Consider the following 22,420-nt stretch of genomic DNA (forward strand, 5'->3'; position numbering starts at 1 on the left):
TGGACGCGGGCGGATCGTCATCGGGGGTGTCATGTCGAGCGCGAAATCGGGCGCGAACAGGATCTCCGCGCTGCCGTGCGGACGCTGGACGAAATGGGCGGTCATCGTCGTCTGGCTGGTCATCGTGGCGGTCGCCATGCCGCTCGCGGCCAAGCTCGTCCACGTGCAGAAGAACGACGCCTCGTCGTGGCTGCCGAAGAAGGCGGAGTCGACCGAGGTCTACAACCGGTCCAAGCCGTTCGTGCCGTCCGACGAGTATCCGGCGGTCGTCGTCTACGAGCGCGCCGGCGGCGCGATCACGCCGGCCGACCGGGCCAAGGCCGCCGCCGACGCGGCGGCGCTGAAGGCCGTCACGGGCAAGCCGAAGGGCGAGCCGAGGCGGCCCATCGTCTCGACCGTCCGGGGGCCGACACCGTCGGCGGACGGCCGGGCGCTCCAGACGATCGTGAACGTGAAGGTCGGCAAGTCCGGCTGGGACCTGCTGGGCGCGGGCGTCAAGGACTTCCGCACGATCGTGCGGCACGGGAACCCCGCCGGGCTGTCCTCGCACGTCACCGGACCCGCCGGGTACGGCGGCGACTTCGGGAACGTGTTCAGCGGGTTCGACAAGACGCTGCTGTACATCACCGCGGCGATCGTGATCCTGATCCTGCTGCTCACCTACCGCAGCCCGCTGCTCTGGATGCTGCCGCTGATCTGCGTGTTCTTCGCCCTGGAGGCGGCGCAGGGGGTGGTGTACCTGCTCGCCGCGCACGCCGGGCTGACCGTCAACGGGCAGTCGGCGTTCATCCTGACCGTCCTCGTGTTCGGCGCGGGCACCGACTACGCGCTGCTGCTCATCGCCCGCTACCGGGAGGAGCTGCGGCGGCACCGCGACCGGCACGAGGCCATGGCGATCGCGCTGCACCGCGCCGGTCCCGCGATCATCGCGAGCGGCACGACCGTCGCGATCAGCATGCTGGTCCTGCTCACGGCCGAGCTGAACTCGACCAAGAGCATGGGGCCGGTGATGGCCATCGGCGTCGGCGTGGCGCTGCTCGCCGAGGTCACGCTGCTGCCCGCGCTGCTCGTCGTGCTCGGCCGCTGGGTGTTCTGGCCGCTGAAGCCGAAGTACGGCACCGCCGAGCCGACCGAGCGCGGCCTGTGGGCGCGCGTCGGGACGCTGATCTCCGTGCGTCCGCGCATCACCTGGATCGGTACCGCGGTCGTCCTGTCGGCCCTGTCGTTCGGGCTGCTGACGCTGCACACCGGGCCGGTCGCCAACAAGGACGCGTTCAGCTCCGGCAAGCCCGACTCGGTCACCGGTGAAGAGGTGCTGACCAGGCACTTCCCGGCGGGCACCGGTTCACCGGTCGTGATCGTGTCGAACGCGGCGCAGCAACCCCGGGCCCAGGTGGCGGCCTCTCGCGTGCCCGGCATCATCGGCGTCCACCAGGTCGGGCCGGTCAGGGGCGGCCAGGCGTACATGGAGGGCACGCTGACCGCCGCGGCAGACAGCGACGCCGCGTTCCGGGCCGTCAAGGACGCCCGGACGGCCGTGCACCGCGTGCCGGACGCGAACGCGAAGGTCGGCGGCGGGTCGGCGTTCACGCTGGACGTCAACAACGCGTCCCGGCACGACCAGTGGGTGGTGATCCCGATCGTCCTGATGGTCGTGCTCGTCATCCTCGGCCTGCTGCTGCGGGCGGTGGTCGCGCCGGTGATCCTGGTGCTGACGGTCGTGCTGTCCTACACGGCGGCCCTCGGGGTGAGCGCGCTGATGTTCAAGCACGCCTTCGGGTTCGCCGGAGTGGACCAGTCGTTCCCGCTGTGGACGTTCGTCTTCCTCGTCGCGCTCGGCACCGACTACAACATCTTCCTCATGACGCGCGTCCACGAGGAGGCCAAGCGGCACGGGACGCGGCGCGGCGCGCTCATCGGCCTGGCCGCGACCGGCGGTGTGATCACCTCGGCGGGCGCGGTGCTCGCCGGGACGTTCGCGGCGCTCGGCTCGCTGCCGCTGGTGTTCGTGACCGCGCTCGGCTTCACGGTCGCGTTCGGCGTCCTGCTGGACACCTTCGTCGTCCGGTCGGTGCTGGTCACCGCGCTGAACCTGGACGTCGGATCGCGCATGTGGTGGCCGAGCCGCCTCGGCGGGCGGGCCGCCGTCACCAGGCCGGATGAGCGAGAGACGACCCCTGCGGGCTGACCCTCCGGGCGCCGGAGCCGTCGGCGCGCACCGCCCAGACGGCGGGCGAGGCGTAGGTCCCGCGCGTGTACGCGACCCAGTTGCCGTCGCGGGACCACACCGGGTCCATCTCGTGCTCGCCCGAGCTGACCAGGGCGTGCTCGTTCGCCCCGCCCGCGTCGGTGACACAGATCTGGCCGGAGGGATAGGTGCCGTAGGTGAACGCGAGGCGCTTGCCGTCCGGTGACCAGGCCGGATCCACCGCCGGGCGCGTCCCGTGGGTGACCTGCGTCCACGCCTGGTCCGGATACCCGGGGTCGAGGACGTAGATCTGCTCGGTCCCGGAGCGCTTGGACCAGAACGCCAGCCGTCCGTCGGGCGACCACGCCGGGTCGTCCTTGGCGGAGCCGTCCGTCGTCAGCTGGGACGCCTTGCCGCCGCCGGCCGGGATCGAGTAGAGCTGGGCCACGCCGTTGTCGTCCTTGCCGACGTAGGCGAGGAGCCTGCCGTCCGGGGACCACACGACCCGTCCGCCGGTGAGCTTGTCGGTCAGCTTGGTCGCGTTCGCTCCGTTCGCGTCGGCCGTCCACGCCTCGTAGCCGGTGTCGGTCTTGCGGGTGAAGGCGAACTTCGTATGGTCGCGCGAGTATTCGGGCAGCATGTCGCAGCTCCCGGACGTCACGGCCGACACCGCCGAGCCCGCGTCCGCCGAGTACCGGGCGATGCGGGCGTGGCAGCTCTGCGGCCAGCCCGGCGCGGTGTCCTGCCGGACGAGCATCGGGTCGCTCGGGAACCCCGCGACGGCCGGGCCTCCCTGCGACGAGACGCCGCCGCTGCCGGTGGTGGGCTTGTGCGAGTTCCCCGAGTTCGCGATCAGGTAGGCCGCGCCGCCTCCGCCCGCCGCGACGACCGCCGCGACCGCGAGCGCCACGAGGAGCGGACCGCCGCGGCGCTTCGGGCGCTGGTGTCGTCCGGGCTCGGTCCAGGGGATGCCGCCGGGGCCGGTGCGGCGTTCGGGTGCGACGACCGCCTGCTCCTGATGGGCCGCCTGCTGATGGGCCGCCTGTCGCTGAGCTGCCTGTTGTTGAGCCGCCTGCTGCTGGGCTGCTCGTTGCTGGGCGACGGCCTGCTGCTGTTGGTAGGCGGCTGCCGCGGTGGGCGGGTGGGTGTTCTGCTCCGGGATCCTGCCGCGGGGCTCGCTCGGGACGTCCTCCGTGTATCCCGGCCCGCTCGGGACGCGCTGGCCGAACGGGACCGAGTCGCGGACGCCCGACCCCTGCGCGACGTCCGTCGGCGGATGCGTCGCCGCCTGAGACGCGGGCTGCGACGTGGAGGGCGATACGGGACGCTGCGAAGGCGGCGATGCGGACTCCGCCGGACGCTCGGGCGGGGCCTCGGGCAGGGCCTCGGGCGGCGGGGTCGGCGCGGGGACCATCCGGACGTCCCCGGACGGACGCGGCGGAAGCGGCTCGTTCCAGGCCTCGTTCAGCGTGGTCGACACGGCCGCCTCGGACGCGCCGCCGACCAGGCCGAGCAGCAGGTCCTGCGCGGTCGGGCGGTTCGCGGGCTCCTTGGCGAGCGCGCGCCGCACGAGCCCCGCCAGCGGCTCGCTCGGGAGCGCGCCGAGGTCGGGGTCGGCGTGCAGCGACCGGGCGATCATCACCTCGAAGGAACCGCGCCCGAACGGGTTGTGCCCGCTGGCGGCGTAGGCGACCAGGCAGCCCCAGGCGAACACGTCCACCGCCGGGGTGATCTCGTGCGCCATGACCTGCTCGGGCGCGATGTAGCCGGGCGTCCCGACGACCTGCCCGGTGCGGGTGTGCGAGACCGCGACGTCCAGCGCGCGGGCGATCCCGAAGTCGATGACGCGCGGGCCGGTGAGCGACAGCAGCACGTTGCTCGGCTTGAGGTCGCGGTGCACGAGCCCGGCCGAGTGGATCGCGACCAGCGCGGCGGCGACCCCGACCGCGACGCCGTGCAGCATGCCGGGGCTGAGCGGCCCGCTCTGGTTCATGTACTGGAGCAGCGACGGGCCCTCGATGTACTCGGTGACCAGGTAGGCCAGGCCGAGGTCGCGGCCGTGTTCGAGCACCTGGGCGGTGCAGAACGAGGCGACCCGCTCGGCGTTGACGGCCTCGTCGTGGAAGCGGGCGAGGAACGCGGCGTCCCCGGCCAGCTCCGGCCGGACGACCTTGACCGCGACGCGGCGGCCGTCGCCGCCCTCCTCCACCGGGGCGCGGCCGAGGTAGACCGCGCCCATCCCGCCCTCGCCGATCTTGGATTCGATCCGGTACGCCCCGACGCGCACCGGATCGTCCGGTCCCAACGGCCGACCCGCCATGGCGATCACCCTGCGTCCCTGAACTCCGCCCGCCCGGCGGATTCCCCCGACCGTCACACCATGACAGAGGCCCGACTGGTAGGGCCAGTGCCAAGCCAAGGCCAAGTAGAGGTAAAGCGAAATCGGGGCTGGGGCAAACCTCGTTCATGGCTGTCCGCATGTGCCGCCACTGGCGGGATGGCCGCCATAGTCTGCCGGTCTGTCTGATTAGTCGGAATTGTTTGGGTGGGTGGCGTGCGACCGGCGCGAGGACGTGCGGCGACCGCCGTGCTCGCGGCGGGACTGCTGGGCGCGGCGGCCTCGGCCTGCGCCGGCACGTCCGGGGACGGCCGCTGGGCCCGGCCGGGCGCGCCGGACCCGACCCTCCCGCACGCCGTGGACGCCGCGACGGTCTCCGGGCTGGAGACCGTCACCGAGAGCGAGCAGGACGCGCGGCGCCACCTCTACACCGCCTACCCGGCCGTGCCCGGCGCGCGCCCGCTGACCGACCGGCTCGCGCAGGCCGTGGACGAGCTGAGCGACCCCTACGAGCAGGAGACGGACGGCACTCCGCCCGCAGCGCCCGGCGCGCCCGTCCCGGAGCTGAACGTCCAGTGGACGCTGACCGCCGCGTCCGGGGACGTCGTCGGCGTGCGGATCACCGGCTGGAAGTCGCAGGGCGCGGACGCCGGGGAGACCCGCCGCACCTACTGGTACGACGGCCGCACCGGGCAGGCCGTCGGCTCGGACGCGCTCGTCCAGGGCGAGCCCGGCCTGAAGCGCCTCACCGAACGCGTGCGCGCGCGCATCGGCGCCAAGGCCGACCCGGTCCGCGTCACCGCGACCCCGGCGACCTTCGCGTCCATGGCCTTCAACGACGACGGCGACCTGGTCGTGGAGTTCAGCGACCACTCGGTCGCCCCGGGCGCTCCCGGCCGTGTCGCGGTCGCGCTGCCCGCCTCGGAGTTCGAGCCGCTGCTCTCCGACCTCGGCCGGCGCGCCCGCGCGGCGTCCCTGACGCCCCGTCCCCGGCTCGCGCTCGGCGCGAACGCCCCCAGGCCCGGCGGACCGGAGGGGGCGCGCGCGCCGGCCTCGTCGGTCGACTGCGCCGTCGCCAAGTGCGTGGCCCTGACCTTCGACGACGGTCCCGGACCCGACACGTCCCGGCTGCTGGACGAGCTGAACCGCGCGGGCGCCCGCGCGACGTTCTTCGTCGTCGGCGCGAACGCCGCCGCCTATCCCGAGGTCGTGCGCCGGGAGTCCGCCGAGGGGCACGAGATCGGCGACCACTCGCGCGACCACCGCGACCTGACCCGGCTGGCGCCGATCCAGGTGCACTCCGAGGTGCAGGAGACGCAGGACGCCGTCCGGCAGATCACCGGACGGGCGCCGGTGCTGTTGCGGCCGCCTTACGGCGCGTCCAACGGGGTGGTGACGGACGTCGCGCGTTCGCTCGGGCTCGTCCAGGCGTTGTGGAACGTCGACACCCTGGACTGGCATGACCGGGACGCCTCGGTCGTCGCCGAGCGGGCGGTGAAGGGCGCGCGTCCGGGCGGGGTGATCCTCATGCACGACGTCTACGGGACGACCGTGGACGCCGTGCCGGACATCGTGGCGCGGCTGAAGGCCCGCGGCTACACGCCGGCGACCGTGTCCGACCTGCTCGCGGCCCGGCACGCCCGTCCGGGCGACCGCTTCTCCGGCTGGTAGACCCGGCCACGCCACGCCACGCGACGCGACGCGACAGCGGGGTGCGTCGGGGGGTGACAGCGGGGTGGGTCAGTGGAAGTCGCGCGAGCGGAGGCGGCCGGGGATGGGCAGCCGCCGGAGCCGCGTTGCGCGGATGTGGGTGACGCCGTCCTCGCGTTCGAGGCGCCCGTTGACCAGCAGGGCCTGGGAGTCCACGGCGAGGGCGCGGTGCCGGGCGAACACCGACGGCGGGCAGGCCACGTTGATCACGCCCGACTCGTCCTCCAGGGTCATGAACACGATGCCGCCCGCCGTCGGGGGCCGCTGCCGGTGCGTGACCAGCCCGGCGACGATCACGTTCGTGTCGCCGGGCTGTTTCCCGAGGTTCGCGGAGGACAGCGCGCCGAGCTCGTCCAGCGCCTCGCGCACGTGCGTCATGGGATGGGTGTGCGCGATGCCGGTGGCCCACAGGTCGGCGATGGTCTCCTCGACGGGCGTCATGGCGGGCAGGGCCGGGGCGACGGTGCCCGGTGTGACCCCTTCCAGGGCGTTCTGGCTGTTTCCGGCGAGCGCGCCCGCCGCCCACAGCGCCTCGCGACGCGACAGCCCGAAACAGCCGAACGCGCCCGCTGTCGCGAGGGCCTCCAGCGCCGCCGCCGACAGCGGGACGCGACGGGCGAGGTCCTCCATGTCGCGGTAGGGACGTCCGGTCGCGATCGCTTCGGCGGTGGCGGTGCCGAGGTCGCGGATGCTCGCCAGACCCACTCGGATGGCGGGCTGCGGTTCGTCCGGCGCGTGCTTGTGCGCGCGCGTGGGAGCGACCGGTTCTTCGAGCGAGGTGTGCACGTCGCTGGCGTTGACGTCCACGCCCCGGACGGTGATGCCGTGGCGCTTCGCGTCGCCGAGCAACGAGTTGGTGTTGTAGAAGCCCATCGGCTGGTTGCGGATGATGGCGGCCGTGAACGCGGCCGGGTGGTGCCGCTTCAGGTAGGCGCTCGCGTACACGAGGTGCGCGAAGCTCTGCGCGTGCGATTCGGGGAAGCCGTAACCGGTGAAGCCCAGGATCTTCTGGTAGACGTCCTCGGCGATGTCGTCCGGGATGCCGCGTTCCGCCATGCCGCGCATGAGGCGTGCGCGCAGACGCTCCACCCTTTCGGGCGCGCGCTTGGAACCCATCGCTTGCCGTAGCTGGTCGGCTTCGGCGGGCGTAAATCCGGCGCAGGCGATGGCCAGCTCCATCATCTGCTCCTGGAACAGGGGGACGCCCAGCGTGCGCGCGAGCGCGCGTTCCATGAGCGGATGCGGGCACGTCGGCGGCTCCAGCCCCTTGCGTCGCCGCAGGTACGGATGGACGGAATCGCCCTGGATCGGCCCGGGACGGATCAGCGACACCTGTACGACCAGGTCGTAGAAACGGCGTGGCCGTAGGCGCGGTAGCGCGGACATCTGCGCGCGCGATTCCACCTGGAAGACGCCCACCGTGTCGGCGTCGCAGAGCATGTCGTAGACGGCGGAGTCCTCCGGCGGCATGGCCTGCAAGTCGTAGGTCTTGCCGTAATGCGCGCACACGAGGTCGAAGCAGTCGTGCAGGGCGGCGAGCATGCCGAGGCCGAGCAGGTCGAACTTCACCAGCCCGGCCGCCGCGCAGTCGTCCTTGTCCCATTGCAGGACGCTGCGCTTCTCCATGGACGCCCACTCGATCGGGCACACCTCGCCCACCGGACGGTCCGCGATGACCATGCCGCCCGAGTGGATGCCGAGGTGCCGGGGCAGCTTCAGCATCTGCTCCGCGAGAGCGCGGACGGGCTTCGGGACGGCGGTCTCGGACCCGACCGGATCGCGCGGGTCGATGCCGCGCGACCAGGCGTCCTGCTGGCCGGGGGAGTGGCCGAGCGCGCGCGCCGCGTCCCGGACGGCCATGCGCGGACGGTAGCTGATGACGTTCGCGACCTGCGCGGTGCACGCGCGCCCGTACTTGTCGTAGACGTACTGGATGACCTCCTCGCGGCGGCGGTTCTCGATGTCGAGGTCGATGTCGGGCGGTCCGTCGCGTCCGGGAGAGAGGAAGCGCTCGAACAGCAGGCCGTGCCGTACGGCGTCCACGCCGGTGATGCCGAGCGCGTAGCAGACGGCCGAGTTCGCCGCCGAACCCCGTCCCTGGCACAGGATGTTCTCTCTCCGGCAGAACGCCACGATGTCGTGGACGATCAGGAAGTAGCCGGGAAAACCCAGGCTCTCGATGATGTCGAGCTCTTTGGCGATCTGCTCGTAGGCGCCGGGCATCGTCTCGTTGCCGGGAGGCCCGTAACGTTCGAGAGCGCCTTTCGCGACGAGTTTCCGTAGGTGACTGGCTTCCGTTTCGCCTTCTTCGAGGGGCCAGTCGGGCAGCTTGGGCGCGACTACCGAGAAGTCGAACGCGCACTCCGCGCCGAGGGCGACCGTCCGGTCGAGCACTCCGGGGAACCTGGCCAGGCGCGCCGCCATCTCCTCGCCGCTGCGCAGGTGAGCCGTACCGCTCGCTGGGAGCCAGCCGACCATGTCGTCCAACGCGCGTCGCGCGCGTACGGCCGCCATCGTCTCGGCCAGGCGCGCTTCCGCTCCGGGAGCGGCGAAGTGCACGTTATTGGATGCGACGACCTGCACGCCGACCTCGTGCGCGAGCGCGAACAGCACGTCGTTGCGCGTGTCGTCGCCGGGCTGGTCGTGGTCGATCAGCTCGACGAACACGTTGTCCCGGCCGAACATCTCGACCATGCTCCGGAGTTCGCGCTTCGCCGCCTCCGGACCTCCTTCGGCGAGCGCCGCCGGAACAGGCCCCTTACGGCATCCGGTGAGCACGGCCCAGCGGCCCTCGTGCGCGTGCGCGAGGGCTTCCAGGTCATAGATCGGACGTCCCTTCTGACCGCCCGCGAGCTGCGCCGTCGTGATGGCCGAGCAGAGCTTGGCGTAGCCGGACGGATCGCGCGCGAGCACGAGCAGATGCCGTCCGGCGGGATCGGTCTCGCCCGCGCGCGGGGTCTCGATGCCCAGGCTCAGCTCGGCTCCGAAGACGGTCCTGATGTCCGCCTCGCGGGCGGCCTGGGAGAACCGCACGACGCCGTACATGCCGTCGTGGTCGGTCACCGCCATCGTGCCGACGCCGAGCCGCGCGGCCTCCTCCACGAGCCGCGTGGGATCGCTGGCACCGTCGAGGAAGCTGAACGAGGTGTGGCAGTGCAGCTCGGCCCATGCAGTCCCGGACTTCGCGGCCCTGGGCGGTGGCGCGGCGTCCCGCTCGGCGAGCGGGGGCGCGCCGGCGCCGCTGTTCCACGTCAGCCGCTTCTCCAGCTCGGACCAGGAGACGGGCGGGTTGAACCAGCCGCTCATGACCGGCCGCCCAGGGACTGGCTACTCATAGGCCGCCTCGACGTGCCACCGGCCGCCCTCGACCGCCAGCAGGTACGCGGCCCCCTCGGCCGTCGTGACCTGGAAACGCGCGCGCCGGCGGGCACGCTCGGGGTCCCACCAGCGCTCGGCCACCGGCCACGGGCCCGTCCAGCCCGTCACGGCGTCCTGGCGGCCCTCGGCGACCGCGATGCGGGTCGGAGGTCCCGAGACCGCGCAACGCGCCGACACGCGGATCTCAGCGCCGTCCGGACCGGTCACGGCGGCGGGCAGGGGCTCGGGCGGGACGATCGCGGGCGCGGGGGCGGGCACGCGGCCGGGCCACGGGCCGTCCGGGATCGCGCGCGGCGGCAGATCGCCGACCGGAACCTTGATCACCTGCTCGCCGGGGCCGCGGCCGTCCACCAGCACGGGCCGCGTGACGCCGCCGTGGCCGAGCAGCGCCTGGACGCGGTCCGTCGCGCGCGACACCCGCTCGTCCACGCCGCTGTGGCCCCACAGCGCGTCCTGGCTGCCGATCGCGGGCACGAGCTGGTCCGGAGTGAGCTCCAGCCAGACCACGCCGCCCCAGACGGCGCCGGTGTCGTGGCCGGGCGCGTCACCGCGCCACGCCGACAGTTGCCACCGGACGCGTTCGGCCACCGCGAGCGTCGAGAGCGCCCCGTCGTGCCGCCACAGGCGGTGCAGGACGTGGCCGTCCGCCAGGCCGATCTCCACCGACAGCCGCACGCAGTCGCGGCCGTGCCCGGCGAGCGACTCGTGCAGCTCGGCGGCCAGCCGCTTGGCGGCGAAGGTCACCTCCTCGGCCTGGGCGGGCGGGTCGAAGTCGGCGCGGACGGTCAGGTCGGCCGACGCGTCGGACGGCGCGACCGGCCGCGGCGGCTCGCCCCGCGCGAGCCGGTGCGCGAGCGCGCCGTCCGCGCCGAACCGGCCCGCGACGTGCCCGGCGGGCAGCGCCGCGAACGCGCCCAGCGTGCGGATGCCGAGCCGGCCCAGCAGGTCGGCCAGCTCGGGACGGTCCAGGACCGACAGCGGGTACGGCGCGAGGAACGCCGCCGCGCCGCCGGGCGGGACCACCACGCCGCCCTGCACGCGCGCCGCCAGCTCGGCGGCGAACAGCCCGTCCGCGACACCGACGCCGCAGTCGAAGCCCGCTTCGACGACCGCGTCCTGGAGCAGGACCCTGGCGGCCTCCTCGCCGCCGTAGAACGCGGCGGGTCCCTTAGCGGGAATCGCGCACAGACCTGGCCGGACGACCTCGACTCTCGGCGTCAGCTCGCTGACGGCCGTCACGACGGCCAGGAACATGCGGCCTTCGGCGTCGGTGTCGCGCGTGCGCACGAGCAGATCCGGACAGCGCCGCTGCGCGTCCCGGATCCGCTGGCCTCGCCGCACGCCCTCGGCACGCGCCGCCGACGTGCACGCCGCGATCCGGCCGCCGTCCACCACCGCTCCGGGCACGGACGCCTCGATCCCGACCGCCGTCGCGGGCCAGTCCGGGCACCACACCACCAGGACCCTGCTCATACGCCCAGCACCCTGCTCATACGACAAGCACCCTGCTCATACGACAAGCACCCTGCTCATACGACCGGCACCCTGCTCATACGACCGGCACCCTGCTCATACGACCGGCACCCTGCTCATGACACCCTCGGTGTCGGGACGACCTCCAGCACGGGACGTCCGGACGCGCGGGCGCGTGGGGCCTCGGCCGGTTCGACCTGTCCGGCGGCGTTCGGCAGCCACAGCCATTGGCGGCGTCCCGCGCCCGGGGCGTCGTGCCCCTGGACGACTACATGCGCACGACGCCCGCCGAGGACACCGTGACCGTCGCCCAAGCCCTCCCACTCGGATTCGGTCACCGCGAGCTTCAGCCTCAGCCCCGGCCACGTCCGCGTAGCCGGACCCATGAGCGTCAGGACGCTGCCGTGCTTGCGCGCGAGCGCGGTCAGGCGCCGGACGGCCGAGGGCGCCGGACGCTCGGGCGGCCTGACCAGGACCAGGCTCACGGCTTCCACCAGGGCCGCCACCACGTCGGGCCAGCGCTCGGCCGGATCGTCCACCAGCAGAAGGCGGCGCGGATCGGCGCCCATGCCGCATGCCGCGAGCACGCCGAACTCGGGGACGCCGACGACCGCGCACCAGCCGTTCGCGCCCCCGGCCGCGTCCGTGTGCCCGACCGCATGGACACTGCTGCCCTCGTGGACGCTGCCGCCCGCGTGGACGCTGCCGCCCGCGTGGATGCCGCTGACCGTGTGGGCGCCGCTGAGTGTCTGGGCGCTGCCGTCGGCCGAGGCTCCGGCGACCAGCGCGACGCCGAGGGACGCCGCTCCCGAGCCGTCCAGCCCGACGACCGAGCCGGGACGGAGGCCGCCGGGCAGCAGCGTCCGCAACGCGGGAAGCACCGGCACCCGCGGCCCCTCCGCGCGGACGAGCCGGTCCCGCAGTTCGGCATGGGCCGGGAGACTGCGCGCCGCCGACGCGTCCGCCACGCTACCTCCCCTGCGATCACCACCCCGTCAATGTCGAACACGAGTTCGACTATTGTCAAGTTACCCCAGGTCAAAGAGTGTTCGGGAGGCGTCGGATACAGTGCTCGGAATGAAGATCAAATGTGCCGTCATCGACGATTTCCAGGGCGTTGCGGAGTCTTTGGCCGACTGGGCGAGGCTCGGTCCGGAGGTCGAGGTTCGCTTCCTGCGCGCGCACGAGCCCGACCCCGAACGGCTGGCCGAGGAGATCGGCGACTGTGACATCGTCGTCGCGATGCGTGAGCGCACGCCCTTCCGGGAAGAGCTGCTGTCGCGCCTGCCGAACCTCCGGTTGCTCATCACCAGCGGTATGCAGAACGCCTCGATCGACCTCGAAGCGGCCGAGCGCTACGGCGTGACCGTCTGCGGGACGGCGAGCGCCACGCACCCGACCGTCGAGCTGACCTGGGCCCTGCTGCTCGGCCTGGCCCGGCACGTGGTCACCGAGAACACCGCGTTGCGCCACAACGGCCCCTGGCAGCAGACGCTCGGCACCGACCTGCACGGACGGCGGCTCGGCGTGATCGGGCTGGGCCGCATCGGTGCGCGCGTCGCGCAGGTGGGCGCCGCCTTCGGCATGGACGTGGTCGCCTGGAGCCGGAACCTCACCGACGAGCGGGCCGCCGAGGCGGGCGCGCGCCGCCTCGCCGCCCTGGACGACCTGCTGGAGACCAGCGACTTCGTGACCGTCCACGTGAAGCCCGGTGAGGACACGCGCGGTCTGCTGGGCGCGGACGAGCTGGCGCGGATGCGTCCGTCGGCCTACCTGATCAACACGTCCCGCTCGTCCATCGTGGACCAGGACGCCCTCGCCACCGCGCTGCGCGAGGGGCAGATCGCGGGCGCGGGCGTGGACGTCTTCGACATCGAGCCGCTCCCGCCGGGCCACGAGTACCGGACGTTGCCGAACCTTCTCGCCACGCCGCACCTGGGCTACGTCACCCGCGACAACTATCGGGGCTATTTCTCCGACGCCGTGGAGGACATCGAGGCGTTCCTCGCGGGCGCGCCCGTCCGGGTGCTGGCTCCGTAGGAGACCTTGTCGGCCTCATGAGGATGGCGGCTGCCAGCAGTTGAGTAGCGGCGGCCAGAACGAGGGCGAGGGTGAGGGGGAGGCCGCCCGCCAGAGCGGCCCCCACAGCGCCCGCGGTGATTTTCAGGCTCGCGCCAGTGGTGAACACCTGCCCGCGTAGGCGGAGCGGAGCTTCCCTGTGTCGGATGTCGAACACCGCGGCCAGTTGGGGTCCCTCACCCGCGCCCGCGAGGAGCGCCGCTAGCACCACCACCGCCGCGTTCGGGGCGACCGCCAGAAGGGCCAGCCCAAGGGCGATACAGGTCGCACTGGCCGCGAAAACGGTTTCCGGCCTCCGCCTAGGGGGCCACCGCGCCGTGATGGCCGCAGTGGTCATCGCTCCCGCCGCGAGCAAGGACAGCAGCAGGCCACCGTGTCCGGCGCCGCCGAGATGACGCTCGCCCAGCGGCGGACACGACACGATCAGCATGCCCGTTCCCACGAACGCCACCATGGACGCCGCCGTGACCCTGCGCAGCCCTCGCGCGCGCACGATGGCCGCGAACCCCGCCCGGAGGTCGGAGGTGAAAGCCGTGGGCGTGGCCTGCGGTTTCTGACGGGGAAGCGCCAATGCCGCCGGGACGCTGAGCAGGAGCAGTCCGATGGTCGCGACCATGGCCCAGTAGGCGTCCACTTCGGCGATCAGTCCTGCTGTAGCGGGTCCGACCAGCGCGGCCACGTTGTAGGTCGCGGCATCGAGCGCGTGGCCGCGCGTCAGGTGTTTCTCGGGGAGGACGTCGGCGAGGCGTGGCGTCCACGCTCCCGAGAGCGACGGAGCCAGAAGCCCAGTGAAGACGGCCGCCATTAGAGCGAGACCCAGATTCCCTAGGACGGCTGTGACCAACGCCAGGCCGGCCGCATATGCGCCCAGGGCGAGAGCCAGAAACCGTCCCGGACGCGTCGCCCGGTCCATCAGCGTGCCCAGCAGCGGCCCGCCCACGGCGGACGCCATGGTGAGCGCGGCGAACAGCAGCGAGGCCGGACGCTGCGACCCCAGCACGGTCATGCCGAGCAGCAGCAGGGCCGGGGCCGACATCTCGTCGGCCGTGCGCGCGCCGAGCGCTCCGGCGAAGTAGGCCGCCGGAGCGCTGTAACGGGTTATCATGTAAAAGGCGTAACACAGGGAGGTCGCCATGCTCAACCGGCCGTCGGACGCCGCCGAACGGGCCGCTGCCCTCACCGGCGCACTGCGCCTGGACGGCGCGGACGCGACGACGGTCGCGTCCCTCCTGCGCGCGCACGGGGAGCCCGACCCCGTGGAGGTGCGCGACGAGGACGTCGTCGCCCTGCGCGCGGTCGCCGACCGCCTCTGGGACGTGTTCGGCGCTCCCGACCTCGACACGGCCGCGCGTCGCATCAACGCCTTGATGGCCGAAATGGGCGGCCCGCCGAGGCTCAGCGCCCACGACGGCACGTTCTGGCACCTCCATGCGGACCGCAGCGACGACGCGTCCTGGGCGGAGTGGTTCGCCGCGTCGTCCGCCCTGGCCCTGGCGGTCTTGCTGGCCGAACGCCGAGCCCTGCCGGGGGGCCTCTGCGCGTCCCCGGCGTGCGGAAGGCCGTTCGTCATGACCGGGCGAGGCGCTCCCCGGCGCTACTGCTCGGCGCGCTGCGGGAGCCGCGAACGTGTCGCCGCCCACAGGCGTGCGGGAAAATGACCCCATGACGGCCGACATCGCACCCATCGCGTGGACCGGCGCCCCATGACGGCGGACATCGCGCCCATCGCGTGGACCGGTGACGCGCTGCGGCTCGTCGACCAGACGCTCCTGCCCGCCCGCCTCGTCCACCGGGACGTCACCGAGGTGGACGACCTGGTCGACGCGATCCGGCGGCTCGTCGTGCGCGGCGCGCCGGCCCTCGGCGTGGCGGGCGCGCTCGGTGTCGTCCTCGCCCTGCGCCAGGCCGAACGGGAGAACTGGGACGCCGCCACCCTGGATTCCGCGATTTCCCGGATTCGCGAGGCCCGTCCCACCGCGGTCAACCTCGCAAGCGGAGTCGACCGGGTCCGTCCTTTTGTCAAGAAGGGCGCAGAAGCCGTCCTCACCGAAGCCCTAGCCTTGCTGGACGAGGACATCGAAGGGAACCGGGCCATCGGACGCCACGGCGCGGACTGGCTGGCCGCTCGTCTCGGTGACAGACCGCTTCGCCTCCTCACGCACTGCAACGCCGGTGCGCTGGCCACGGCAGGATGGGGAACGGCTTTGGGCGTCGTCCGCGAACTGCACATGCGTAACCGCGTCGAAGTCGTCTACGCCGACGAAACCCGTCCGCTGCTCCAGGGGTCCCGCCTCACCGCCTGGGAACTCGAACAACTGGGCGTCGCCTATTACGTCCAGCCGGACGGCGCAGCCGCGAGCACCATTCTTCGCGGCCACGTGGACGCGGCGATCGTAGGAGCCGATCGCATTGCCGCCAACGGTGATACCGCTAACAAAATCGGCACCGTGGGCATCGCCTTGGCGTGCGCCGCCGCCGGCATCCCGTTCGTGGTCGCCGCCCCTTGGAGCACGATCGACCCGGCCACCGCCGACGGCACGCAGATTCCCATCGAACAACGAGACTCCGCCGAAGTCCTCTCCTACGCCGGCGACCCGGTGGCGCCACCGGGCGCCCGCGCGCACAATCCCGCCTTCGACGTGACCCCGGCCCGCCTGGTCACGGCTTTGGCGACCGAAACCGGCGTCCTGGAGGTCGCGGCGGGTAGGACCCCCGCACTCTCCCTCTGACGAAGGGATCGCTCATGGCCCTCACGGTGGCGATAACCGGACCGACCGGCGAGATCGGCATGGCGGCCGTCCGCGCTCTCGAAGCCGACGACCGGGTGGAACGCATTCTCGGAATGGCCCGCCGCCCGTTCGACCCCGCCGACCACGGATGGCGCAAGACCGAATACCGCCAGGGCGACATCCTCGACCGCAAAGCGGTGAGCGCCCTGGTCGCCTCGGCGGACGTCGTCGTCCACCTCGCCTACGTCATCATGGGTTCGCGTTCCGAAAGCGAGCGCGTCAACCTCACGGGCAGCCGCAATGTCTTCGCGGCCACAGTCGCCGCCGAACGCCCCAAGCGCCTCGTGTACACGTCCTCGGTGGCGGCCTACGGCTACCACAAGGACAACCCCGTGCCGCTTACGGAATCGGTGCCGGCGCGCGGCTCGTCCGGCCATTACTACTCGGCGCAGAAGGCCGCCTGCGAGAAGGCCCTGGCGGAACTGACGGAGAAGACGGATCTGGCCGTCTACGTCCTACGCCCGAGCATCGTCGCAGGCCCGGACGCCACCATTCTCCTGCGAAGCCTGCCGTGGGAGAAACTGGGCGGCCGCATTCCCGAACCCCTGCGCCGCCTTCTGGGCGCGGTGCCCGGCCTCCGTCCCGTTCTCCCGGATCCGGGCCTTCATTTCCAACTCGTCCACCACGACGACGTGGCCTCCGCACTCGTGGCAGCGACCTGCGGCGACGGCCCTCCGGGCGCCTACAACATCGCGGGCGGAGGCGACATCACCATGTCCGACCTGGCCCGCGAACTCGACGCCTACGCCGTCCCCGTCCCGGCCGAACTGGTGGCCGTGACCGCCGAGCTGGTCGACCTCCTTCCCTACGTCCCGCCCCAAGCGGAATGGATTCACGCCGCCCGCCATCCCATGCTCATGGACATTTCCAAGGCCCGGCGCGACCTCCACTGGGAACCCGAGCACTCCTCCTTGGAAACCCTGAGAGCGATGCTTCACGTCAAGGATGACGCCTGAGGGATGGTGAGGAAGGGCGCCGCGAGAGCGGCCCGGACCTCGGCCAGCGTCGGCGCATCGGCGACGACCATGTCGGCGTGTACAGCAGCCCTCGGTAGAGATAACCCCGGTAAGTCAGTTCCTTCGCCTCCACCGTGATCGGTTCGAAACGGTCCGGGTCCAGTCCTTCGAGCCTCGTCTGGACGACATCGACGTAAATGGACTCGGAGACCATGAGGACGAGGTCGGTGCCGTCCGCTGCGAGCGCGTCCCTGAGCTGCTGTGCCTCCAGGAGCCGGGCCACCACGATGGGGGCCTGGCCCACCGGGCCGAACGGACCGGCCATCAGCGTGCCGTGATGCAGGGTCAGACGCACCCGGATGCGCTGCCCGTTCAGCCTCGTCCGGTTGACGCGGTCCAGGGCACGCCCCAGCTCGCGCGGGAACGACACGACCAGGCGCAGGCCGTCGGTGCCGGCCGGCAGCACGGCCAGTTCGCCGTCGCCCGCGACCTGGCGGAGCCACGCCTCCCGGTCCATTCCGGTCCGCTCCGCCGCGAGGCTGATGGCCCAGTCGAGGTCGCGTTGCGTGCGCGCCTGGTCCAGCGCGCTGAGCCGCGAGTACCCGGCGACGTCCACGCCGAGCAGGTACCGGTACTGGAGCCGGGAGTCGTGCTCGCCCGGCTTCGTGACGCCGCCGGGCCGAGGTGAAAAGTGGGGGATGCCAGGTGACGGACCGTCCCCCGAGTCGATGCGAACCATCGGTGACCCGCTTCCCGCGCGCAGAACGCCGGTCGGCCTTCTCTCTGCCTTCGAGAGTGCGCGAACGCAAGCGTTTATGCAAGCTTGCATGTAGGGTGACTGGTATCCCCCCACGCTCGGTTGCGTGCATCCCTGCTCCGGCGTTCGGGACGTGTCGAGGGAGGCGGTCATGCCCGATCCACGAGTGCCCAGCGTCCGCGCCCGCCAGCTGGGACGCGAACTCCGCGATCTCCGCACGGCCGCCGAACTGACCGGCGAGCAGGTGGCCGACCGGCTGGGCTGGTCCACCGCGAAGGTCTCCCGCATCGAGTCGGCCAAGAGTTCCGTGACGGTGGCCGACGCGCGCCGCATGCTCGCCCTCTACGACGTCACCGAAGCCCAGCGGGAGCGGTTGCTGGGCCTGGCGCGGTCCGCGGGGGAGCGCGGCTGGTGGGAGAGATATGCCGAGAGCCTGCGTTCGGGCTACACCACGTTCATCGGTTTGGAGAATGAGGCCGAACGGGTCGGGTCCTTCCGCGTGGGCACCGTGAACGGGCTTCTCCAGACCGAGGCGTATTCGACCGCGATCGCCCGCACGGTCACGCCCATGGTCGCGCCGGGCGAGATCGAACGGCGCGTGCGGGTCCGCCTGATCAGGCAGGCGGAACGGCTCACGGGAAAGGATCCGCTGCACCTTTGGACGGTGCTCGACGAAAGCGTTCTGCGGCGGCTCGTGGGCGGGCGGGAGGTCATGCGGGAACAGCTCGGCTTCCTGCTGGACGTGGCGCGCCAGGACAACGTGACCATCCAGGTCCTGCCGTTCGCCGCCGGTGAGCACGCCGCGGTCGGCGCCGCGCCCTTCAGCATCTTCAGCTTTCCCGGTGCGATCCTGCCGGATGTCGTCCACGTGGAAGAGATGACCGGAGATCTTTTCATAGAGAGCGAGCGCCAGGTCTTTCCCTATATCCTGGCGCTGGAGGAGATCCGCCGTCGAGCTTTGTCCGAGGCGGAGAGTAGGGATTTCATTTCCAGCGCGTTGGCCGAACTTTAATCGACCGTGCGCTTTGCTGAAAGTTGGTCGGATTGACAACTGGGATCGACGCCGGTCGCGTTGACTGGCGTAAGAGCAGCCACAGCTCGGCCTCGGGCGACTGCGTGGAGATATCGCGGTCCCACGACGGGACGGTCGGCTGCCTCCTCGCTCGTGACTCGAAGGCGGTGGGGCTCGGCGTCCTCCGGTTCGCGCCGGACGACTGGGCCGGGCTCGTCGCCAGGATCAAGGCGGAACGGTGACGGGAGGGGGAGCGCGGCCTCGGGCCGGCTCCCCCTCGCCGTCAGCAGAACGTGGAATTCGTCGTCAGCGGGTGGTGGAGAAGGCGTAGACGGTCGTCGAGGTGAACGTCTGGCCGGGGCGCAGGACGGTCGAGGGGAAGTTCGGGTGGTTGGGGGAGTCGGGGAAGTGCTGGGTCTCCAGGGCCAGCGCGTCGCCCTGGCGGTAGGCGTGGCCGCTCGTGCCCACGAGGGTGCCGTCCAAGAAGTTGCCCGTGTAGAGCTGGACGCCGGGTTGCGTCGTGCTGAGCCGCAGGACGCGTCCGGAGCGCGGCTCGGTGACGGTGGCCGCCAGGACCATCTCGCCGGGGCGGTGCTGGTTCAGGACGAAGTTGTGGTCGTAGCCCTGGCCGATGAGGAGCTGCGGATCGTTGTCCCTGATGCGTTCGCCGATCGCGTGCGGGCGCGTGAAGTCGAACGGCGTGCCCTTCACCGGAGCGAGCTTGCCGGTGGGGATCTGGGTCTTGTCGGTGGGCGTGAACCGTGCGGCGTTGATCTGCAGCCGGTGCCCGTAGGCGTCGCCCGTTCCCTCTCCGGCGAGGTTGAAGTAGGAGTGGTTCGTCAGGTTGACGATGGTGGCCTTGTCGGTCCTGGCCCGGTAGTCCAGCCGTAGCTGGTTGCTGGTGCCGAGCGTGTAGGTGACGGTCGTGGTGAGCGTCCCCGGGTAGCCCTCCTCGCCGTTCTTGCTGACGTAGGTGAGCCGCAGGCCGACCGTGCCCTTGCCCTTGACGACCGCCGCCTTCCACACCTTCGTGTTGAAGCCCTTGAGACCGCCGTGCAGGCTGTTCGGGCCGTTGTTGATGGGCAGCTGGTACGTCTTGCCGTCGAGCGTGAAACGCCCCTTGGCGATGCGGTTCGCGTAGCGGCCGATGAGCGCGCCGAAGTACGGGCCGCCGTTCTTGTCGACGTAGTCCTTCAGCGTGGCGAAGCCGAGGGCGACGTTCGCGTCACGCCCCTTGCGGTCGGGGACGTTCAGCGTCTGGATGATCCCGCCGTACGTGAGGATCCGGACACGCATCCCGTGCGCGTTGCGCAGCGTGTAGCGGTCTACGCGCGTGCCGTCGGCGAGCTTCCCGAACGCCTCTTTGCTGATGGACGGTCCGCTCGTCGCCTGCGAGGGGACGGCCGTGATGAGCGTCGCCGTACCCAGGAGAACGGTTCCTGCGATTGCGTAACTGGCCTTCATGGTCGTCCTTAGAGGTCGAGGGTTCGGGTGGCGGCCTTGAGACTCGCGAACAGGCGCGCCTCGTACGCGCGCGCGGTGCCCGGGTCGTTCTGAAGGAACAGCGGGTCGTTCAGCCCCGGAAGCCGTTGGGTGGCGTAACCGGTGTCGATGCCGGGGGCGTAGATCTGGTGCCTGTACCACGGACGCGTCGGAAGCCCGGCGTTCGTGAGAAGGTCCCGTTCCGCGCGGATGAGACGGTCGTTGAAGCGGCGGAACGTCGCCTTGTCGCCCTTGCTCAGCGCCGCATCGGCCTTGCTCTGGAGCGACTGCGCGGCGCGCGCCCATGCCTGCGCCTGCTGGACGTCACGCGAGACGTCCACGACGACCCTGCCGAACTTCTGCCGCTGCCGGGCGGTGAAGTCGTTCAGGTAGCCCAGCGTTTCGGCCGCGTAGGGCTGGTAGCGCATGGCGATGACGTCGGCGTTGGCCAGACGCAGCGTCGCGATGCCCGCGAGCCTCGACATGGCCGCGTGGTACTCCCACGTCGGGTCGCCGAAGTGCTCGGTCGAGTAGAGGTCGTCGCAGGAGCAGTGGTAGTTCCCGGACGCTCCGGGACTGCTCGCGCCGAGGTCCATGGCGGGCACGCCGTAGCGCTGGAAGAACGGCTGGAAGTCCGAGCCTCCTCCGATGCGGTCGATCGGGGTCTTCCCGCCGTTCTGCTGCTTCCAGGCGTCGTAGAGCGTCCCGTTGGTGCCCGGCCAGCGGACCTCCTTGGACGCGTCGATGACGCTCTGGTCCAGCGCGGGCGTCGCGGAGGGGCCGAACTGGGATCCGGCGGCGATGTCCATGTTCACGTAGGCGACCGCGTTGCGGAGGTCCCGTTCGTGGGCTTCGGCGTATTCGGTGCTGCCGTAGATGCCGTACTCTTCGCCGTCCCATGTGGCGAGGACGATCGTCCTGTTAGGACGCCAGCCCTGCTTCAGGAGCTTCCCGAGAGCGCGAGCCACCTGCAGGACGTTCTCCGCACCGGACAGGTTGTCCAGCGACCCGTAGACCCATGCGTCGTGGTGGCCGCCTAGGACGACCTCTTGGTCGGGACGCTGCGCGCCAGGGATGCGTACGGTCACGTCCCAGATGGGCGTCGTGATGAAGTCGCTCTGGATGTTCAGGTGGACGCGCGTACCGCCAGGTCCGAACCGGTACGGGAAGGGCAGTCCGCCTTGCCATTCCTTGGGAACCTGACTTCCCTTGAGCGCGCGCAACAGCGGCTCGGCGGCGCCGTAGGAGATCGGCGTCGTCGGGATGAGGCCCTTCAGCTCGGGTGCCTGCGAAGGCTTCAGCCTTGGAGCGTTCTTAGTCGAGGGCCAGCCGGGAGTGAGCGGGTCGCCCGACGCGTACATCATCTGCGCGATGCTTCCGCGCTGGATGCCGTCCGCAGCGCGCCACGGGCCGTTCGGATACACCGGTCCTCGGCTGAAGCCGTCGTTCGCGGGATCCGAGTAGATGATGACCGCCTTGGCGCCCGCCTTCCCGGCCTCCCGCGGCTTGACCCCGCGGAACACCTGCCCGTAGCGGACGAGCACGATCTTGCCCTTGAGGGAGATGCCGTTCTTGGCGAGCAACGCGAAGTCTTCGGGACGCCCGTAGTTCGCGTAGACGACCTCGCCCTCGACGTTCCCGCTCGGCGACAGGCCGTTGTAGCCGGGAATGACCTCGTCGTAGAACTTCTGCCAGGGCTGCTTCTTCTCCTTCACCGGAAGCACCCGGCGCTGCGGCGCGGTCTCCTCGACGCTCACGCGCTTGGGCCGCGACAGGTACGTGTAGTAAGTCTTCACCTCCGGATGGAGCCCGTAGGAGCGCAGCTCGCGCACGATGCGCTGGACGCGGTGCCAGTCGCCGGTCGTCCCGGCGAGAGCGGGCTCCTGCGCGAGCTCCGAGTCGAGACGCCGCGCATTGGCGGCGGAGGGGATCGCGCTGAACGCCTTCTCGTACGCGCGTTGCCAGGCCGACGACCTGGCGGTGAATCCGGGGACGGGGGCGGGGACGGGGGCGGGACTCCGTCCGGCCGCGGGGGCGGCGGCGACGAGCGGGACCACGGTGGCGAGGCCCGTCGCGAGGGCCAGGGTTCGGGAGCGGAACACCAGCGATACCTCCCAGTACTCGTGGTACGGGTGCGCCCGGACCGTACGTCGCGATCACTCGGAGATCCAGATCGTTATCCGGAAGCGGCCACCGAGGGCGTGAAGTTATCCCCAGAACGGTGTTCGGTTTCGGTGCCGGGACCGGGTCGGGAAGGA

The 22,420-nt window shown here is 71.5% G+C and carries 16 protein-coding genes; 8 read left to right on the forward strand and 8 right to left on the reverse strand.

Going from position 1 to position 22,420, the window contains the following annotated elements:
- Positions 1-31: 31 nt before the first annotated feature.
- The gene (locus ACFPCY_RS21850) at positions 32-2,188 is read left to right on the forward strand and encodes an MMPL family transporter (protein ID WP_378257934.1); all 2,157 of its coding nucleotides are present in this window, start codon (positions 32-34) and stop codon (positions 2,186-2,188) included.
- Here ACFPCY_RS21850 and ACFPCY_RS21855 read toward each other — a convergent pair.
- Positions 2,148-4,508 (reverse strand): protein kinase domain-containing protein, encoded by a 2,361-nt coding sequence (locus ACFPCY_RS21855; protein ID WP_378257935.1) that lies wholly within the window; start codon positions 4,506-4,508, stop codon positions 2,148-2,150. The genes ACFPCY_RS21850 and ACFPCY_RS21855 overlap by 41 nt on opposite strands.
- 234 nt (positions 4,509-4,742) lie before the next feature.
- Here ACFPCY_RS21855 and ACFPCY_RS21860 point away from each other — a divergent pair, with 234 nt between their 5' ends.
- Complete coding sequence (locus ACFPCY_RS21860) at positions 4,743-6,197, forward strand: polysaccharide deacetylase family protein (protein ID WP_378257937.1); 1,455 nt, start codon at positions 4,743-4,745, stop codon at positions 6,195-6,197.
- A 69-nt stretch (positions 6,198-6,266) separates the two neighbouring features.
- On the opposite strand, the gene ACFPCY_RS21865 is transcribed toward ACFPCY_RS21860, so the two are convergent.
- The 3 genes from ACFPCY_RS21865 to ACFPCY_RS21875 all read right to left on the reverse strand — a co-directional run bounded on the left by ACFPCY_RS21865 (position 6,267) and on the right by ACFPCY_RS21875 (position 12,055).
- Positions 6,267-9,542, reverse strand: a complete 3,276-nt coding sequence (locus tag ACFPCY_RS21865) for an error-prone DNA polymerase (RefSeq protein ID WP_378257938.1) — start codon at positions 9,540-9,542, stop codon at positions 6,267-6,269.
- A gap of 21 nt (positions 9,543-9,563) precedes the next feature.
- Positions 9,564-11,087 carry a DNA polymerase Y family protein gene (locus ACFPCY_RS21870; protein ID WP_378257939.1) on the reverse strand — a complete coding sequence of 508 codons (1,524 nt, stop codon included), beginning with the start codon at positions 11,085-11,087 and terminating at the stop codon, positions 9,564-9,566.
- A gap of 116 nt (positions 11,088-11,203) precedes the next feature.
- On the reverse strand, positions 11,204-12,055 hold the full coding sequence (locus ACFPCY_RS21875) for a hypothetical protein (protein WP_378257941.1): 852 nt from the start codon (positions 12,053-12,055) through the stop codon (positions 11,204-11,206).
- A 109-nt stretch (positions 12,056-12,164) separates the two neighbouring features.
- Here ACFPCY_RS21875 and ACFPCY_RS21880 point away from each other — a divergent pair, with 109 nt between their 5' ends.
- Positions 12,165-13,127: a D-2-hydroxyacid dehydrogenase family protein gene (locus ACFPCY_RS21880; RefSeq protein ID WP_378257942.1), complete on the forward strand. Its 963-nt coding sequence runs from the start codon at positions 12,165-12,167 to the stop codon at positions 13,125-13,127.
- Here the strand turns inward: ACFPCY_RS21880 and ACFPCY_RS21885 are convergent.
- Positions 13,033-14,301 carry an MFS transporter gene (locus ACFPCY_RS21885; protein WP_378257944.1) on the reverse strand — a complete coding sequence of 423 codons (1,269 nt, stop codon included), beginning with the start codon at positions 14,299-14,301 and terminating at the stop codon, positions 13,033-13,035. The two genes, ACFPCY_RS21880 and ACFPCY_RS21885, sit on opposite strands and share 95 nt — an antisense overlap.
- On the opposite strand from ACFPCY_RS21885, the gene ACFPCY_RS21890 reads away from it, so the two are divergent.
- From ACFPCY_RS21890 to ACFPCY_RS21900, 3 genes are read left to right on the forward strand one after another with little or no spacing between them, the layout of a single operon-like run.
- Positions 14,300-14,824: a CGNR zinc finger domain-containing protein gene (locus ACFPCY_RS21890; RefSeq protein WP_378257946.1), complete on the forward strand. Its 525-nt coding sequence runs from the start codon at positions 14,300-14,302 to the stop codon at positions 14,822-14,824. The two genes, ACFPCY_RS21885 and ACFPCY_RS21890, sit on opposite strands and share 2 nt — an antisense overlap.
- A gap of 45 nt (positions 14,825-14,869) precedes the next feature.
- Positions 14,870-15,895, forward strand: coding sequence for an S-methyl-5-thioribose-1-phosphate isomerase (gene mtnA / locus ACFPCY_RS21895; RefSeq protein WP_378257948.1), 1,026 nt, complete (start codon positions 14,870-14,872; stop codon positions 15,893-15,895).
- A gap of 14 nt (positions 15,896-15,909) precedes the next feature.
- The gene (locus ACFPCY_RS21900) at positions 15,910-16,911 is read left to right on the forward strand and encodes an NAD-dependent epimerase/dehydratase family protein (protein ID WP_378257950.1); all 1,002 of its coding nucleotides are present in this window, start codon (positions 15,910-15,912) and stop codon (positions 16,909-16,911) included.
- Here ACFPCY_RS21900 and ACFPCY_RS21905 read toward each other — a convergent pair.
- On the reverse strand, positions 16,895-17,650 hold the full coding sequence (locus tag ACFPCY_RS21905; RefSeq protein WP_378257952.1) for a nucleotidyl cyclase domain-containing protein: 756 nt from the start codon (positions 17,648-17,650) through the stop codon (positions 16,895-16,897). The two genes, ACFPCY_RS21900 and ACFPCY_RS21905, sit on opposite strands and share 17 nt — an antisense overlap.
- 169 nt (positions 17,651-17,819) lie before the next feature.
- On the opposite strand from ACFPCY_RS21905, the gene ACFPCY_RS21910 reads away from it, so the two are divergent.
- Together ACFPCY_RS21910 and ACFPCY_RS21915 are read left to right on the forward strand one after the other, a co-directional pair.
- On the forward strand, positions 17,820-18,680 hold the full coding sequence (locus ACFPCY_RS21910; protein ID WP_378257953.1) for a helix-turn-helix domain-containing protein: 861 nt from the start codon (positions 17,820-17,822) through the stop codon (positions 18,678-18,680).
- A gap of 32 nt (positions 18,681-18,712) precedes the next feature.
- On the forward strand, positions 18,713-18,922 hold the full coding sequence (locus tag ACFPCY_RS21915) for a DUF397 domain-containing protein (protein WP_378257955.1): 210 nt from the start codon (positions 18,713-18,715) through the stop codon (positions 18,920-18,922).
- 64 nt (positions 18,923-18,986) lie between these two features.
- Here the strand turns inward: ACFPCY_RS21915 and ACFPCY_RS21920 are convergent, their stop codons facing one another.
- Both ACFPCY_RS21920 and ACFPCY_RS21925 read right to left on the reverse strand, forming a co-directional pair.
- Positions 18,987-20,144, reverse strand: coding sequence for an aldose epimerase family protein (locus ACFPCY_RS21920; protein ID WP_378257956.1), 1,158 nt, complete (start codon positions 20,142-20,144; stop codon positions 18,987-18,989).
- Between the two features lie 8 nt (positions 20,145-20,152).
- Entirely contained in the window at positions 20,153-22,264 is a 2,112-nt protein-coding gene (locus ACFPCY_RS21925; RefSeq protein WP_378257958.1) for a M28 family peptidase, read from the reverse strand.
- Positions 22,265-22,420: the final 156 nt, after the last annotated feature.

This window comes from Actinomadura gamaensis, assembly GCF_042652125.1.
Lineage (GTDB): Bacteria > Actinomycetota > Actinomycetes > Streptosporangiales > Streptosporangiaceae > Spirillospora > Spirillospora gamaensis.